The following is a 15,338-nucleotide window of genomic DNA, read 5'->3' as shown; positions in this document are numbered from 1 at the left end:
CCATGGTCGCTCTTCGTTAATATTTAAATCATCTTAAAACTATGGACCCAAGAAAAAGAGTCATCATCCACCCTTACGATTTGCTATACCACTTTTGTGGTTGCGAGAAATCCTGTTATAACCTTTATCACGATATCCGTGAAACATTTAACCTCCCTAAAGACAGGAAGATTACCATTTTCCATATACGAGATTATTATAACATCTCGTTAGAAGATGCTCGCATCGCTATCTTCGGAGATTAAGGTTTATGATCAAAGTACTTTTGCATTGGAGTAAACATTCCTTTGCAAAAGTACTTTTCTTCCTTTCCGAAAGACCTTTTCATATATGACAAAGTACTTTTTCTTCCATTGCGAAGAGCCTTTCCATATATGACAAAGTACTTTTCTTCCGTTGCGAAGGACCTTTCCATATATGACAAAGCACTTTTCTTCCGTTGCAAAGGACCTTTCCATAATATGACAAAGCACTTTTCTTCCTTCCCGAAGGACCTTTCCATATATGACAAAGTACTTTTCTTCCGTTGCGAAGAAGCCTTTCCATATATCACAAAGCACTTTTCTTCCTTTCCGAAGGACCTTTCCATATATGACAAAGTGCCTTTCTTCCTTTGGGAAGGACCTTTCCCCTCTTACAAAGTAATGAATTAAAAGCTTTATCGTGCATATCTATGCACCTCCTATAGCCCTCATGGCTACTGTTAACTTATTCATCCATTTTCCCATTTTCAGTAAAAACTGGCAAGTTTCGGTAATTATTCGTCAAACCTCTAGCATGGTCGCGTAAATTGCCCTCCACCTGGAAAATGGATTTCAGGGCAAAACATTTTTTTTATGAAAACTTTAAAAGCATTGATCGACTACCGCAAACTGTCTGACACTAACTTGAACCAAAAAGCTATTGATGTTAAAAATGGCTTAACCAACAATCCGAATTTTACCCCTGCTCTGCCCAGTTTGGCGAATTTTATCGCCTTACAGGAAGCGTTTGAAGCCGCTTTGGCCATGGTGGCTTCACGCGACCGTATTAAAATTGCGGAAAAAAACCAAGCTCGTTTAGCATTAGTGGATGGGATGTACCAATTAGCCCTCGAAGTGAATGCGGCAGCAAATGGCGATCAGGCTAAATTGTTGTCTAGCGGTTTTGATATTTCCCAAACAGGCGAAAGTAATACTTCCATCACCTCGCCAGCCGAATTTAAAATAGCAGAAGGCATAAATAGTGGCGAATTAAAATTCTCTTGCAAAAAGGTGCTTTATGCCATTTGCTATATATTTGAGTATACCGATGAACTCCCCACCGAAGATACCAAGTGGATTGCCATCCCCTGCTCCACCAGAGAGCTTACCATTAAAGGGCTTCGCAGTGGTACCCGCATTTATGGCCGCATTAAAGCCATAGGCACTAAAGGCCAAGAAGCTTCTTCTGAAATATTATCTAAAATTGTACAGTAATAGGTGGGTGTGGTTAAAAGCGGGCTGGTGAGGGACGGCCCGCTTTTTTTATGTAAAGAGGTTACACTCCATTGTTAATGCATTACGCCAAGCCAAATAAGGTTAAGCTAATTATGCACAAGTCTCCTCAACTAAGCCCAAAACACAAGACTTGCGCTAAGTGGGGATTATTTTAATTATTTAGAAATTTTATAACATCCCCGAATTTGGCGACTAAAGGAATAAATGTATTTTTAAAGAAACCCTCCAATAATTTGTTGGCGGCAAATTCGAGAACAGTTCCACCAATAAATTTAAACCATTTCGATTTGCCAATAACTTGAATACCCTTAGAGTAGTCAAGCTCTTCAATGGTAGTATCAATCAATTTTTCTTCAATTTCAGTAAAAATTATATCTTGACCAGCTTTTAATTCTTTTAATGAATAAATTATTTCATCTATAATTTCATTGTTCCGATAAAGTTCTTCTTTGGTGAAACTCTCTATATCTGTTTCTAAACCAAGATAATCTAATTCAGTATATAAATAATATAAAACATCTTGTGTCATTTGCTCTGCTTGACATGTTGCTACTTTACATTTAAGAATGTGCTTTTTCAACCCTTCAGTAAGATGAGTTATTATAAAAGCGATAAATTGTATTTTGTCTTGAGTTCTAGATATTTCATATAAGGTATCTCTAATACTACTAATATCTTCTTTGGGTCTATAGGCAAATCCATCACGTAGCTCAAGGAGACAAAACCCTTCAGCTTTTCTTTTTATGTAATCGCTAAACTTGAAATCAGGATAAGGGATTTTAATTAATTCTTCCATCTATTTCGATTAAATTAAATCTATAAACAAAAGAAATAAAAAAAGAAAAGCTATAACTCCTCCTACGATTTGCAAAATCATAGTAAACGGACTATGAATAATTTCTTGCCACTGTAAAAAACCACCAGGTATTGGTTGTTGCACATAACGATTAGCAATAAAGTTTGATAAACTAATCATTAGCAATCCTAAACCTAGTGCGAATAAATGCTTTTCGTTTAGAAATTCAATTTTTTTGAAAAATGGAGCTGCACAACACAAAATACCTATATATAACGTTACCCCATACCACTTATCTAATTTTAGCTCTTTTAATAAGTCAACCATAAATATATCTTTTTTGTTACAATCAAATATACCTCATTGATTTATAAACACATAAACATTCTATTCAATGTGGAAAACTCTCTATATATAACTCATCAAATTTTCTATTTCAATCTATAAATTTGAAATAAACACGATAAATAAACACCTAAATGAAAGAGCATATTGAAATTCTATTGAATGACCTTAAACATATGAAATACAGTGATAACACTACTCACGAGCTTAAAACTTCATTTAGACAATATGAATCAGTCGTAAAAGAATTTTATAAATTATTCCCAAATGAAGGCTATAGATTTATTAATGGGCTTATTGATGAGGAATCTTCTCATTTACATAATTTGTCAACCAAAGCTTCTAAAACACGAAGATTTGACAGCTATAAAAACCTAAAATCTAACATGGTAGGTGACTTAGAAGATATGTTGACAATCATTGATATAAAGAACAACGCGTAAACACTGTTGATTAATTTATTTTTTAAAAATGTAATTTGGTGCTTGATATATAAACAACCCTAAATAAAAAAAGCTTCCCCCTAGAGCCACTATTAGCTAAAGCAAGAGTTATAGCGTGACCTATGCAATATAAATAAGATCAAGCAATATGCACAAGTTTCCTAACCTAAGCCCAAAGCATTAGACTTACCCTAGGCGCAGAAAAAAGACTGGTTTTCCAGAAATTTTAATTGTCTCTCACTTTTGTTAAATTCGGGATAGCAAATCCGACTATGGCAAAAAACTTCCTTTTTCTTGACACCAATATTCTCCTCCACTGTAAACCACCGAAGGAAATCAACTGGAAAAATTATGTAAAAGGCTCTTGTGTCATGGTGATTGCTCCTGTTATTATTGATGAAATAGATAAACACAAACGTAACGCCAAAAAAAAGATCGCTGCTAGAGCCAAATCCGTCACAAAGCTTTTCGAACAAATTATTGATCATGGAGATAAGGATTGGATCCTTATTGATAAGAGACCAACTTCCACAATATTTTTAGAAAACAGCCTTGACAAATCCGAACAGGACGATTGCCTGCTGGCAACAATATTAGAGTTTTCTTCTGAAAACCCTGAAGATCAAAAAATATTGGTCAGTGAAGACTTTGGACCTAGGCTTAAAGCAAAAAATCTTGGTATCAAAACGATAAAGCTATCAGATAGCGAATTACTTACAGAAGAGCCAGACGAAAACGAAATCCGATTAAAAAACTTGATGAGGGAGAACAATGAACTGAAAAATCTCGTTCCAAAAGTTGATCTATTTCTTAGAGGAAAAAGCAAGCACATAAATTTCCAAAAGTTTCAGGGAACAATGACGTTCGATCAATATTGTGCTCAGAAGATGGAAGAGCTGAAAAAAAAGTATCCCTACCACAAAATCCCTTTTAAAATGCCGACTCAGAGGGACCTCATATTCCGTAGCGCCATTGAAGAAAGTATGATGCATAACGAAAGCAGAAGGTACAATCAAAATCTGGATCAGTTTTTTGAAGATTATGAGTATGAATATCTCCCTCAGCTTTATAATTGGCATATCAGTAGGCTTTTATCAATCGAGATCGAACTAGAAATCTATAATGAAGGGAACGTTCCAGCAGAGAATATTGATTTACTTCTAAGATTTCCAAAAGGATTCAGCATTGAATTGGCCGACACGTTCAATCCATTTCCACATTCTCCTGTACCGCCAGAGAAACCACTGCCAACTAACGAACTATTAATGAGGTTAAATGAGCTACGCAAAAAAATGCCGCCTCATATACCATCACCAACAACTTTATCAAAACCTTTTATCTCCATTCAAAAAACAGATGGTTTACAAGTAGAAATGAAATGCAGCTACCTAAAGCACCATCAATCCTTTAAGTTTAGTAAACTTGCGATATATTTCCAAACAATGGACAATATGAAAGGCTTTGAATTTGAATATAAGCTGATGATCGCTAATGACCCCAAACTGCCGAATGGCAAGCTACAGGTAAGCTTTGAGCCTACACCAGCTATGGCGCCATCTTTCAGTAAATCTCTTGATAAATTTCTGGATTGGCCTTATCCACTTCCATAAAACATTGATTATTTATACCTTGGCAGCTCACAATACAAACCTTGCGTTTAGTTAATTTATCTATAAGCTACTTTTGAGAAGTTAAATATGAACTCTTCTATTTGATTTGAAATCTGACTAGAATAGATATTCTCAAAATTCATTTTTATTGCAGCATCTTCTTCAAATATACTTTGCATAACATGTGTATATAATTTCAGTTCTAAAGAATTAGGAGAGCAAATATCAATAATCTCTTCAGTCCCTACGATAATAGCTTTTATTCTATTTTCTATAAATTCAATATTTCTAAGAGTTAGAAATATAAGAGGTTCTATCACATGCTCACTACGTCTAATAGCAGTTTTGGCTTCTATCGACATTCCCCAACATACCGAGTACAAATCGTTATCTATATTAAGACAAGCACCCATCCCAATACCATCAATTAAAACTCTACCATTCTTATATTGAATCACCAACGGTATATTTGAAAATTTCGCAAACTTCGCAGACTGCTCTTTTGAATAACTATTCCAAAGAACTGTTCTTTTATCATCTATAAAGAGATAGTTAATCATATTAAGTATCCCTATCATTGGCGGCCTACCTAAGCTGCCTATAAATCCATTTTTTTTTGGGTGAGCATAATAATTTCTTATTTGTCTAATATTATGTAACTGTTTTTCAAATCCCTTTATACTTGAATTATTTGCTAAATAGCTTATCTTATCTATTAAATTTTTTGGCATTTTCGTTTCAACAGCATTTTCTGATATGATTTGTTTCAACTTCAGTTCAATAGCCATTTCAAACATCCACACAATCTTTTTATATGCTTCATCGTACATTTCATAGTGATAATATGAAAATGCCATTAAATGCCTCACAGTCTCATACGCTAATAAAATATCTTTAGGAACGCTGGAAACAAACGGGTTATTTAAAATATATAGATTTTCAAATTCTTCAAAGGTTTTGCACCCAAAAATTTTCCATCTTTCATCTGGAATTAAATATTTTTCCATAAAAACTCTAGGCTTGCCATCTTTTTCTTTTTTCCATTTCCTCTACCAAAAAATCATTTAACATTTTATATAATATACTACTATTATTCATAGGCTTATCTATTGATTTTTTACCAGCATAACCTTGAAGTTCTGTTAAAAACATTAAATCTTCGTCGGTATTATTTCTATACTCGTAATACATAAATTCCAAGAGCCTAAAGATTTGAAGCTTTTTTTTATTGTCAGCTTTACTAAAAAGTCTAAAAAACATAATTGGATTAACATATTTTAAGCTTATTAATTCATATTGACTTAAACTGTTGTAAACTTCTGTTTCTAACTTTGAGAAATTGTTTAATAAATCATATTCAATTTGGCTTGCTTTAGTCCGTTTTCCACGAATTGATGCCTCTTTGTTAATCTCTATTATAGCATCATAAATTGGCTTCAAATAATCATAAAACTTACTCTCTTTACTTATTCTTATATGCTCTTTTAAGCTTGGAATATATTTATGTTCTTTACTTTTTGATTTGATAACAGATAGAATTTTCTTTAATAATGAATCTAGATTGCATTTTAGCACATTGTGATTCCTAGTTATATAGTAGAATATGGACACATAATCTTGTATATCATATTTTCCAGACAAAGCATTTCGTTTCAACTGTGCTGTCAATTGCCTATACTCTTTATCTGAAAGCATTAAATAGTCTTGTCTTATTAACCTTTGATAGATTTTGTATTCTTTTGATATTATTCCTTTTTCGATATTGTATTGTTTGCTTATTTCCAACTCTAATTTAGAGCCTTCAAAGATATCACCACCAGTTAAGTAATTATATACAGATGGATAGTAATGATAATCACCTTTTGGGTAATGCTTATATAATACTTTTGAACGGTAATCATCTCCTTCATTTGGCTTTTTATCATTTATATACATTTCTATAAAGAAACTAATACCATTATCAAGTTCCTTTTTATCATAAAATGAAATCATTCCTTTTTTAAATTCCCCACATATCATTAAACTGAAAATCAATAAGCTATCGATGATTTTGTTCTTTTCGGCTTTTAAATCTTCAATATTAAGATTTAACTGAATATAATTGTAAATATCTCCGAAATATGAAATAAAGTATTTAAGAGTTCTCAGGTTAATTTCATCATTTTCAGTTTTAAAAGCTTCTTTAATCTGTTGCTTTTTATTTATTAAAAAAGCTTTATAATCATTTGATAGAGATAATTTTTCTAAAATTTGATCATATACTTTCTCATAATTCTGAATAAAATGTACTGTATTAGCGATAATCTTTTCCTTTATCGTTCTATATGTATCTGACTTAAATCTATCTTCATCAGCAATCAAGACCACTTTAACATTGCTGTTCTCGACAAGAGAATTAACAAAACCTAATATTTCTTCCATAGATAGTTTTTCCGCAACTACTCTATCAACATCATCAAAACATATAAATAGTTTTTGTAAATTAACTAAACTTAGTTTCTCATTTTTTATTTTTTTGCCCAAATTATTGGCTTCATCCACAAGGCCACTAATTACGCCATTACCATATAGATTTGATATATCTATTGATTTCAACAATGTGGAAATAACAGTTTTCCCAATTTTAACATATTTATTATCGAGTAATGGATAAATCTCGAGAAAAATCCTATTTTTTATTTCATCTATAGAGGTTACACCAAAAAGCGATACCATTATAGGAGAACATTTCAAGCGTTCTTTTAAATCGTCAAAAAAAATTTCTTTTAGATAATATGTTTTGCCTATACCCCATCCCCCTGTTAATAAGATAGCATAATTAGAATCCCTAATTATATAATCACTGAGTAATTTCCCGAGGCTATCATTATTTTTAAGCTCATCATCTTTTAAGTTCGTCATCACGCCAATTTAAAATCTTATTAAAAAAATCTTCTCTTGCTTGTTCAAGAACTCGATTTTTTGTACTTAAATTAAAAAAACTCATCAAGGGATAGTTTTCTAAATCCTTATCCTTGATTTTCTCCCAAATCAATTTACCTACTTTTTTATCTTCAGATAAGGCTGTACCTATACTTTCAATATCTGAAATAGAACCTAATTGCAAGTTATCAGCCTTCCTGTCATAATGTAGTTTTAATTTAGGTAACACTAAAGAATTTAAAATGTAAATATCTTCATAAGAAATCATCATATTAATAACCTTTTTAACATTCAAAAATCTTTCATCTCCTGTCAGGTTATTTTCAATCTTATGTTTAAATTCATCCAACTGAACTATTGCTTTGTTAAAATTTCCCTTTTCTATAAGATTTTGCACCAAATTTTCATCAGCTAATAATTTAGCATCTAAGGTTAATAAAACAGCTTTAACCTCGAATAGAATACAAACGTCTGCTTCTATTAAAGCAAAATCTGGAATTTTTCCTTTTGAAATGTTTTTATAATCTTCATCTAAATCTATTAGATTATCTTTCTCGATAACCTGGGATAATTGACATTTAACATACCCTCTAAAAACTTCTCCAAAATATGTTCTAAATGGATTTTCTTTAGGCTTATTTGCTAATAATGCTAATTCTTTCTCTTTATTAGAAAGTAGATGAAAAACGCCCACTGTTGCCCTATTTAACAAATGTTTTGATTGAGGGACAAGATAAGTGGCATGAGGTAATTGTTTTGATAAATCTGGCTTAATTAACGGTATCTCTGCAAAAGGATCTAAACCATAAATGTCTTTTAAAGGATTAACATCTTTCCAATTATTCCCTCTAATTTTTAATCTATAATCTCTATAACATCCAGAAGAAAGATTAATAAAAATTTTTATACTATCTGTAGAAACAAAATTAGTTAGTCTTTCATCCACTACCTGAAAGTCGCTATAAATATATCCATGATTTTTAAGCCAAAGAGCAAATCCTGCAAGCATCCATTCTAATACCCCCACTCCAAAATATTCTCTCATCTTATCTTCAATAGAATAAGTCTGTTTCTCCGACAATATGAGTGGGATCGTCTGAAACATCAAATAAAACCTACCTATTAAATTAGACCTATTTTCTTGCAAATCAAATTGTTGCTGACTAATCCTTCCCAATATACTATTCGCTACACTAGTCGAAGATTGTAATAATTTATCCTCTAAAGCCTTTTCATAAAGCCCTCCCGCCATATCTAAAGCCTTAGAAAGAGAATTGTCTTCTAAAAGAATATATTTATTTCTGTAATCGTTCGCTCCGCTTAATAACAGATATCTAGCTAATTTACCCGAGCTTAAATATACGTTCAATTTTAGGGACATATTATCTTCCATCCTACCCAACCAACACTTTAAGTTTTCTGGTATCCCATCCCAATTGAAACTGTTAATATCAAGCTTAAAAGCAGCGCTTATTTGAGATAGTATATATAAGCTATCAGAAAGCCTATATTGCTTTAATTCTTTGTAAAGAGCATCTAAATTCATTTTGCAATTTAATCATAGTATCAAAAAGCTAAAACATCAACTAAGTTAACTATCTCAACTTTAGCAAAAGTCTTAAAGAAAAAACTATAACATTACTCGTGCCACACAAAACCAAATAACCCAAACCCTACCACACAAAAAAAGCGAGCTTCCTACTAGAAAGCTCGCTTTTTGCTGATGATCTTATTTCACTAGCAACAATGTCTCACAATCGAGATCAATGGCCTTTTTACCTTTGTACAGCAAGAAGAACTGTGTACGACGGTTCAACTGTTGTTCCGCTTCGGTACAGTTTACGCCATCCTTACAATTGTTCACTAAATCTTGTTCACCAAAGTAACGGATCTTGATGCGATCAGCGGCAATGCCTTTGTTCACCAAGTATTGCTTAGCCGATTGTGACCTTCTCAATGATAGTTTAATGTTATAATCAAAAGAAGCCCTGCTATCGCAATAACTCGAAGCCACCAAATCAAACTGTGGATTTTGCTTTAAGAAAAGCGCCAACTTATCCGCCACTGCGGCCGCATCCTTACGGATGAACGATTTATCCAGATCATAATAAAGAATGAACTGTTTCAACATTTGGCGAATCGAATCACAATCTTTGGTCAACACAGGCACCTTGGCAATCTGTTCAATTTTCTGCAAGGCAATGTTTCTGATCAAGATGGTGTCTGTATCAATGTCGTTGGTCGACACGCTCAATTCCTGTTTGGTATAACCAGGGATATCAAAGCCCAAAGAAGTTAAACTTTGCTTAGGCAGTTCGTAAAGGAAAGCGCCATTGGCATCCGTTTTAATGTTTAACTTTTGCGCCTGATTAGCCACGGCAATATTGATGTTAGGGACAGGCTGTCCAGATGCGGTGACCGTACCTTTTAAAATGATTCGGTAATCGCGGTAGTTGAAAGTATAAATATCATCGTTACCCCTTCTGTTAGAAGTAAAGAATCCTTGCTGCCCATTTTGGTTGCGCACTAAGGAGAAATCATCTACCGAGGAGTTCACAGGAGCGCCCAAGTTGATAGGACTGGCTACAGGGTTGGTCCCATCTAAACCAATTTCAAAAATATCCAATCCGCCTAAACCTGCGTGACCTGTAGACGAAAAGAAAAGCTGGGTGTCTTGGTATAAAGTAGGGAAAAGTTCATCGCCTTCGGTATTGATGGTTTTCCCCATGTTTACGGGCTTGCCCCACTCCTCTTTGACCGAAGCTCGGGTGCAATAGTACAAATCGGTACCACCCAAACCGCCTGGCATGTCCGAAGCAAAAATCAATAGCGTACCTGTGCTGTTTAAAGCAGGGTGCCCTACCGAATATTCGTCGCTGTTATAAGGAAAAGGTTTCACCTCATCCAAACCAGGGGCGGTTGCGGTAAATAGCTTTAATTTAATGATGCCTTCGGCACTCTTCTTCGCTTTACCTTTGAAATAGTTGTTGCGGGTAAACATCAAGGTACCATCAGGCAATAAAGCTGCTGGACCTTCGTGGTATTTCGTATTCACAAAACCTGCAAAAGGTTTCACCAATGCATCCGTGTTTAAAGCTTTGGCCAAGGTATCGTTTAAGGCCACGCTGCTATAACCCACAATTCTGCTGTCGTTACTCGTTCTACGGGTATCGTCATCATTAATGCGGTAAAACTTTTTACCTAAGGAAGCATCTTTACGTGCCGCCTGCATTACGCTATCTACATTTACAGGTTTCACTTTCTCTACACGGTCTACAAAGTAAAGGTCAGAGAAAGGCGTTTGGTCCCAGCCGAAAACGTTTTTGGTCACTCGATCTGTTTTGCGGTTACTCACCAACAAAAGACCGTCTTGATAGTACATCGGCGCATATTCGGCCAAAGTGGTGTTGATATTGGCAAAGCCGATGTTCCACCTCTTTTTGTTTTTCATGAAGGTACCCACGCTTGGATAAGCTTTGGTAAAGGCCATGGCACGGCCATCGTTACCGGCCAGTTCCAAGTACTTTTTGTACCAGTTTTCTGAAGGTACATACGCTTGGTTATTGGCCAATACTTCGGCATAGCGTAAAGCCCACTCTGGTTTAAGGCTGGGTTGTTGCACCAACTTGGCATACCATACTTCTGCTTGGGCATAGTCCTTTGTTCTTCGGTACGAATCGGCCAAAAGCTCAATGGCCTTGGCTTGGTTGGGCTCCGCTTTCAGTACCTTTTCCAATAAAGGAATGGCGTAGGCATATCTTAGGGATGCATATTCCTTTTCTGCTCTTTTTAAAGATTCAGCAACTTGTTTGTTTTGGGCAAAGCCATACACAGAGCATAGCGCAAGTCCAATCAATAGGATTAATCTATTTAGATATCTGTTCATTTTACCGTCTTTTAAAAATACCTTGGGGAAATGGTTCTGCCTCTCTCAAATCCAAACTCGTAGCGCAGCATAATTTCATGACTGCCCGAGTTGAACTGTACCAATTTGGTGGTACTGCGATCGTATGAATAACCTATTCTAAATTGTGGACTGGCTTGTACTTCTAGCATGGCCGCAATGTCGGCACTGGTTCGGTACTGAAAGCCGATAGAGAACACCTGCTTGATCCATAAGTTGGCGTTCAGGTCGGCCTCTATTGGGGCACCCTTTACGCCTTTGATCAAGAAGGAAGGTTTTAAATCGAAATCAGGACTTAGTGGGAATACATAGCCCGAAGCCAAGAACACGTGTAGCGCTTGTCCTCTAAAAACATTGTCGTTAATCACGGTAAAGTTCCGCAATTGGTTGTTTAACAATTGTGGGGTAGATAAACCGATGTAAAAACGATCGCTGTTGTAATAGATCCCAGCGCCTAAGTTCAACAGGCCTTTGTTAATGTCGTCGGCAAAGGCGGCATCGGGCCCACTGAACGAATTCAGGGGCACCGAACTTAAACCTGCACGGTATTGACTATAACCTGCTTGTAAACCAAAGGCCAAGGTTCCTTTTTCCATGCGCAGTCTGTAGGCATAGCTGGCCAAGGCCCCAGCGTTTTGGGTTACCCCAATTTTATCGCTAAATACTTGCAAGCCTAAACCTACTCTTTTGTTATTTACAGGAGCATCTATGGTAAAGGTGAGCGTTTCTGGAGCGCCATCAATGCCTACCCACTGGCTACGGTATAAGGCCGTAGCCGAGGCCACATTTCTGCTGCCTGCATACGCTGGGTTAATGGCCAAGGTATTGAACATGTATTGCGAATACATGGCCTCTTGTTGGGCATTTACTTGTCCAACGAATAAAGAGGCGATAAAGGTGATGATGATATACTTTTTCATTGCTTATCGTTTTAAAGTAATGTGACCAACGAATTTTTCTTTTCCATCTAAGATGACGATGTAGAAGTAGGTACCTTCTGGTAGGTCTTGACCTATCGAAATTCCTTCTGTACATCTTCCATCCCAATCATTTTTGTAGTCATTACTTCTATACACACGGTTACCCCATCTGTTAAACACTTCTAATGACAGACGTTTGAAACCTGTATTCTCGATGACAAAGCGGTCATTGGTGCCGTCGCCATTTGGCGAGAAGCCTCCTGGGATAAACTCCTTAGGTCTTTGCAGATCTACAGGGGTTGGCTCCGATGGACTTACGTTGCCGTCGTGGTTAGGGTCAGGGCTTAAACCATTGGTCGACACGTCGGTGGTTTTAATACCTGTTACCGAAGTACCTTCTGCATTGGCAATGTTCAAGAATTTAGAACCGCCATTGTTTAGGGTTACGTTCACCGTGAATTCAATTTGTTCTTTCTGCCCTACCGCCAAGCTGTTGTTAGCCGCTAAGGTTTCGATATCGGTAGTACCATTGAAAGCCGTATTCACCTGAAGTGCACCTAATGACTTGATGTTCGTCACTCTGATGATGTGTCCCACGAAAGTGGCTCTCAAATCATCTTTGATGCTTACTTGGTTTAATGGTGCCACTCCATAGTTGCCTACCGTTAATCTGTAAGTGATATTGTAAGAACCATTGACCGCTTTGGTAGAAGAAACCAATTGTTTGGCCACCCCTATTTTCGGATTATCCTTAATATCGATGGTGACTTTGGCAATATTGGTTACCGCACCATTGGCATCGGTTACGGTGTAATAGAACTCATCTGGTCCATAGTAATTCAGCGCTGGGGTGTAAGTTACTTTACCCGTTACTGGATCAATGGTTACCGTGCCATGCAATGGTTGGGTGGTGATGGTGACCGTTTGGTTGCGCAATGGCGCACCGCCTGGTACATCATTCGCCAAGATATCAATCACTACTGGCGTGTTTGGTACGGTGGTACCGCTATCGTTATTCGCCATTGGCGGTTTCACTACGGTAACGGTTGCCGTGTTGTTGGCCAAAGTGGTTTCGGTTTCTACCCCACTAATCACTGCTGTATTGACATAATCAGCCGTAGCACCTGTCGTATTTACCCTAGCGGTGAATACCAAGGTTTGGGTTTCGCCTGCACTTAAGTTGCCAATGGTCCAAATGCCTGTAGTAGCATTATAAGTACCCTTGCTTGGGTTATTGCTTACCAAGTTAAATCCAGCTTTGATCAAATCGGCTACTTGTACGCCTGTGGCATTGCTTGGACCTAAGTTTCTCGCGGTAAGCGTCATGGTCACTAAACCATTGTTGCTTGGCGTAGTGGTACTGATGGTTTGCGTAATGGCCAAATCAATGATCTTCACCGGAACTGGTGTTACCGTTGAAGTATTGTTGGTGGTTACTGGATCAGTTTCTAAGCCTGCAATGGTGGCTTGGTTTTGGTAGCTGCCTTGGTTGGCATTTACCATGGCCACAATGGTTAAGGTTTCGGTACTGTTTGGTGCCATTTGACCAAGGTTCCAAACGCCATTGTTAGCGGTGTAAGCTCCTTTGCTGGTGTTGGCACTTACAAAGGTGTAGCCGCTGTTTAACAAGTCGGTTACGGTAACACCGTTGGCTTGGCTTGGGCCTAAGTTCTTCGCCTCAATGGTGAAGGTAATTTGACCGTCAACCAGTGGACTTAACGAGCTGGCTGTTTTGGTTACTGCAAGGTCGGCAATACTTGCTTGGGTATCGGTATCCGTTGCCGTGTTGTTGGCAGGGGTTGGATCGGTAATGCCTCCAGCGGTAGTTGCAGATCCTGTATTTACAAAGTTACCTGTAAAGGTTGCTGGTACGTTCACTACAAAAGTGTAGGTTACCGAACCACCGCTTGGAATATTAGCGGTTTGGTTAATGCTGCCTGTACCGTTGGCCGTGCCTGTAGCACCACCTGCGTATAACGCAGTCCATGTACCTGTAACGCCAGCAGGTAAGTTATTGACAATGCTTGAACCTGGAGCGTCGCTTGGTCCATTATTGGTCACCACAAACGTATAAGTGTTGGTGGTACCTGGGGTATAAGTGGCTTTACCATCGGTATTGGTCACCACAAGGTCAGCAATTCTGTTAGGGGTATCCGTATCGGTTGCCGTGTTGTTAGCAGGGGTTGGATCGGTAATACCCGCAGCGGTTGTTGCCGTACCTGTGTTTACAAAGTTACCAGTGTACGATGATGGTACATTCACCACATAAGTGTAGGTAATGCTACCTCCGCTTGGAATATCAGCCGTTTGGTTGATGCTGCCTGTACCGTTGGCGCTACCTGTAGCACCACCTGCGTATACGGCAGTCCATGTACCTGTTACGCCCGCAGGCAAGGTATTGGTAATGGTAGATCCTGGCGCATCACTTGGCCCGCTGTTGGTCACCACAAAGGTGTAAGTGTTGGTGGTACCTGGGGTGTAAGTGGCTTTGCCATCGGTATTGGTTACCATCAGATCCGCAATGCTATTTTGCGTATCGGTATCTACCGCCGTATTGTTAGCGGTATTCGAATCGGTAATGCCTGTGGCTGGTGTCGCTGTACCTGTGGTCACGATATCGCCTTTAAAGCTAGACGGTACGTTCACTACATAGGTATAAGTAACCGAACCACCACTTGGAATATCTACCGTTTGGTTAATGTTACCAGTGCCGTTAGCGCTACCTGTAGCACCACCTGCATATACAGCCGTCCACGTACCAGTTAAACCAGCAGGTAGGTTATTGACAATGCTTGAACCAGGTGCGTTACTTGGGCCGTTATTGGTTACCGTAAAGGTATAAGTGTTGGTAGTACCTGGCGTGTAGGTAGTTTTACCGTCGGTATTGGTCACGGCTAAATCCACTACGCTCGCTTGGGTA

The 15,338-nt window shown here is 37.5% G+C and carries 13 protein-coding genes; 5 read left to right on the top strand and 8 right to left on the bottom strand.

What is annotated here, in order from left to right:
- The first annotated feature begins 41 nt into the window (after positions 1–41).
- The 3 genes from DUT70_RS21055 (at position 42) to DUT70_RS00635 (ending at position 1,457) form a co-directional block, all read left to right on the top strand.
- Positions 42–245 carry a hypothetical protein gene (locus tag DUT70_RS21055; protein ID WP_128353262.1) on the top strand — a complete coding sequence of 68 codons (204 nt, stop codon included), beginning with the start codon at positions 42–44 and terminating at the stop codon, positions 243–245.
- 129 nt (positions 246–374) lie between these two features.
- A complete protein-coding gene (locus DUT70_RS21050; protein ID WP_128353261.1) occupies positions 375–653 on the top strand; it encodes a hypothetical protein in 279 nt (92 codons plus the stop codon).
- A gap of 183 nt (positions 654–836) precedes the next feature.
- Positions 837–1,457 carry a hypothetical protein gene (locus DUT70_RS00635; RefSeq protein WP_113645339.1) on the top strand — a complete coding sequence of 207 codons (621 nt, stop codon included), beginning with the start codon at positions 837–839 and terminating at the stop codon, positions 1,455–1,457.
- A gap of 172 nt (positions 1,458–1,629) precedes the next feature.
- Here the strand turns inward: DUT70_RS00635 and DUT70_RS00630 are convergent, their stop codons facing one another.
- Entirely contained in the window at positions 1,630–2,274 is a 645-nt protein-coding gene (locus tag DUT70_RS00630; protein ID WP_113645337.1) for a hypothetical protein, read from the bottom strand.
- A gap of 9 nt (positions 2,275–2,283) precedes the next feature.
- Positions 2,284–2,601, bottom strand: a complete 318-nt coding sequence (locus tag DUT70_RS00625; protein ID WP_113645336.1) for a hypothetical protein — start codon at positions 2,599–2,601, stop codon at positions 2,284–2,286.
- A gap of 152 nt (positions 2,602–2,753) precedes the next feature.
- Between DUT70_RS00625 and DUT70_RS00620 the strand changes: the two genes are divergently transcribed.
- On the top strand, positions 2,754–3,062 hold the full coding sequence (locus tag DUT70_RS00620; protein ID WP_113645334.1) for a hypothetical protein: 309 nt from the start codon (positions 2,754–2,756) through the stop codon (positions 3,060–3,062).
- A gap of 272 nt (positions 3,063–3,334) precedes the next feature.
- A complete protein-coding gene (locus DUT70_RS00615; protein WP_113645332.1) occupies positions 3,335–4,672 on the top strand; it encodes a PIN domain-containing protein in 1,338 nt (445 codons plus the stop codon).
- Positions 4,673–4,728: 56 nt separating this feature from the next.
- On the opposite strand, the gene DUT70_RS00610 is transcribed toward DUT70_RS00615, so the two are convergent.
- The 6 genes from DUT70_RS00610 to DUT70_RS00585 all read right to left on the bottom strand — a co-directional run.
- Entirely contained in the window at positions 4,729–5,679 is a 951-nt protein-coding gene (locus DUT70_RS00610; protein WP_113645330.1) for a hypothetical protein, read from the bottom strand.
- Positions 5,680–5,686: 7 nt separating this feature from the next.
- Positions 5,687–7,573 (bottom strand): P-loop NTPase fold protein, encoded by a 1,887-nt coding sequence (locus DUT70_RS00605; protein ID WP_113645328.1) that lies wholly within the window; start codon positions 7,571–7,573, stop codon positions 5,687–5,689.
- Complete coding sequence (locus DUT70_RS00600; protein WP_113645326.1) at positions 7,554–9,140, bottom strand: hypothetical protein; 1,587 nt, start codon at positions 9,138–9,140, stop codon at positions 7,554–7,556. The genes DUT70_RS00605 and DUT70_RS00600 overlap by 20 nt, the downstream gene beginning before the upstream one ends.
- 183 nt (positions 9,141–9,323) lie before the next feature.
- On the bottom strand, positions 9,324–11,480 hold the full coding sequence (locus tag DUT70_RS00595; RefSeq protein WP_113645324.1) for an OmpA family protein: 2,157 nt from the start codon (positions 11,478–11,480) through the stop codon (positions 9,324–9,326).
- An 11-nt stretch (positions 11,481–11,491) separates the two neighbouring features.
- Entirely contained in the window at positions 11,492–12,418 is a 927-nt protein-coding gene (locus DUT70_RS00590) for a PorP/SprF family type IX secretion system membrane protein (RefSeq protein ID WP_113645322.1), read from the bottom strand.
- A gap of 3 nt (positions 12,419–12,421) precedes the next feature.
- Positions 12,422–15,338, bottom strand: a 2,917-nt coding sequence (locus tag DUT70_RS00585; protein ID WP_113645320.1) for a T9SS type B sorting domain-containing protein, incomplete at its 5' end; no start/stop codon positions are given.

Source organism: Pedobacter chitinilyticus (genome assembly GCF_003313385.1).
In the GTDB taxonomy this organism is placed as follows: Bacteria; Bacteroidota; Bacteroidia; order Sphingobacteriales; family Sphingobacteriaceae; genus Pedobacter; species Pedobacter chitinilyticus.
Note: the sequence above shows the minus strand (reverse complement) of the source record. Positions and strands in the feature narration are given on the sequence as shown.

What these genes read in the sequence shown, in the direction of transcription:
- DUT70_RS21055 (WP_128353262.1), top strand. Translation starts at nt 42, where the DNA reads ATGGACCCAAGAAAAAGAGTCATCATCCACCCTTACGATTTGCTATAC.
- DUT70_RS21050 (WP_128353261.1), top strand. Translation starts at nt 375, where the DNA reads ATGACAAAGTACTTTTCTTCCGTTGCGAAGGACCTTTCCATATATGAC.
- DUT70_RS00635 (WP_113645339.1), top strand. Translation starts at nt 837, where the DNA reads ATGAAAACTTTAAAAGCATTGATCGACTACCGCAAACTGTCTGACACT.
- DUT70_RS00630 (WP_113645337.1), bottom strand. Translation starts at nt 2,274, where the DNA reads ATGGAAGAATTAATTAAAATCCCTTATCCTGATTTCAAGTTTAGCGAT.
- DUT70_RS00625 (WP_113645336.1), bottom strand. Translation starts at nt 2,601, where the DNA reads ATGGTTGACTTATTAAAAGAGCTAAAATTAGATAAGTGGTATGGGGTA.
- DUT70_RS00620 (WP_113645334.1), top strand. Translation starts at nt 2,754, where the DNA reads ATGAAAGAGCATATTGAAATTCTATTGAATGACCTTAAACATATGAAA.
- DUT70_RS00615 (WP_113645332.1), top strand. Translation starts at nt 3,335, where the DNA reads ATGGCAAAAAACTTCCTTTTTCTTGACACCAATATTCTCCTCCACTGT.
- DUT70_RS00610 (WP_113645330.1), bottom strand. Translation starts at nt 5,679, where the DNA reads ATGGAAAAATATTTAATTCCAGATGAAAGATGGAAAATTTTTGGGTGC.
- DUT70_RS00605 (WP_113645328.1), bottom strand. Translation starts at nt 7,573, where the DNA reads ATGACGAACTTAAAAGATGATGAGCTTAAAAATAATGATAGCCTCGGG.
- DUT70_RS00600 (WP_113645326.1), bottom strand. Translation starts at nt 9,140, where the DNA reads ATGAATTTAGATGCTCTTTACAAAGAATTAAAGCAATATAGGCTTTCT.
- DUT70_RS00595 (WP_113645324.1), bottom strand. Translation starts at nt 11,480, where the DNA reads ATGAACAGATATCTAAATAGATTAATCCTATTGATTGGACTTGCGCTA.
- DUT70_RS00590 (WP_113645322.1), bottom strand. Translation starts at nt 12,418, where the DNA reads ATGAAAAAGTATATCATCATCACCTTTATCGCCTCTTTATTCGTTGGA.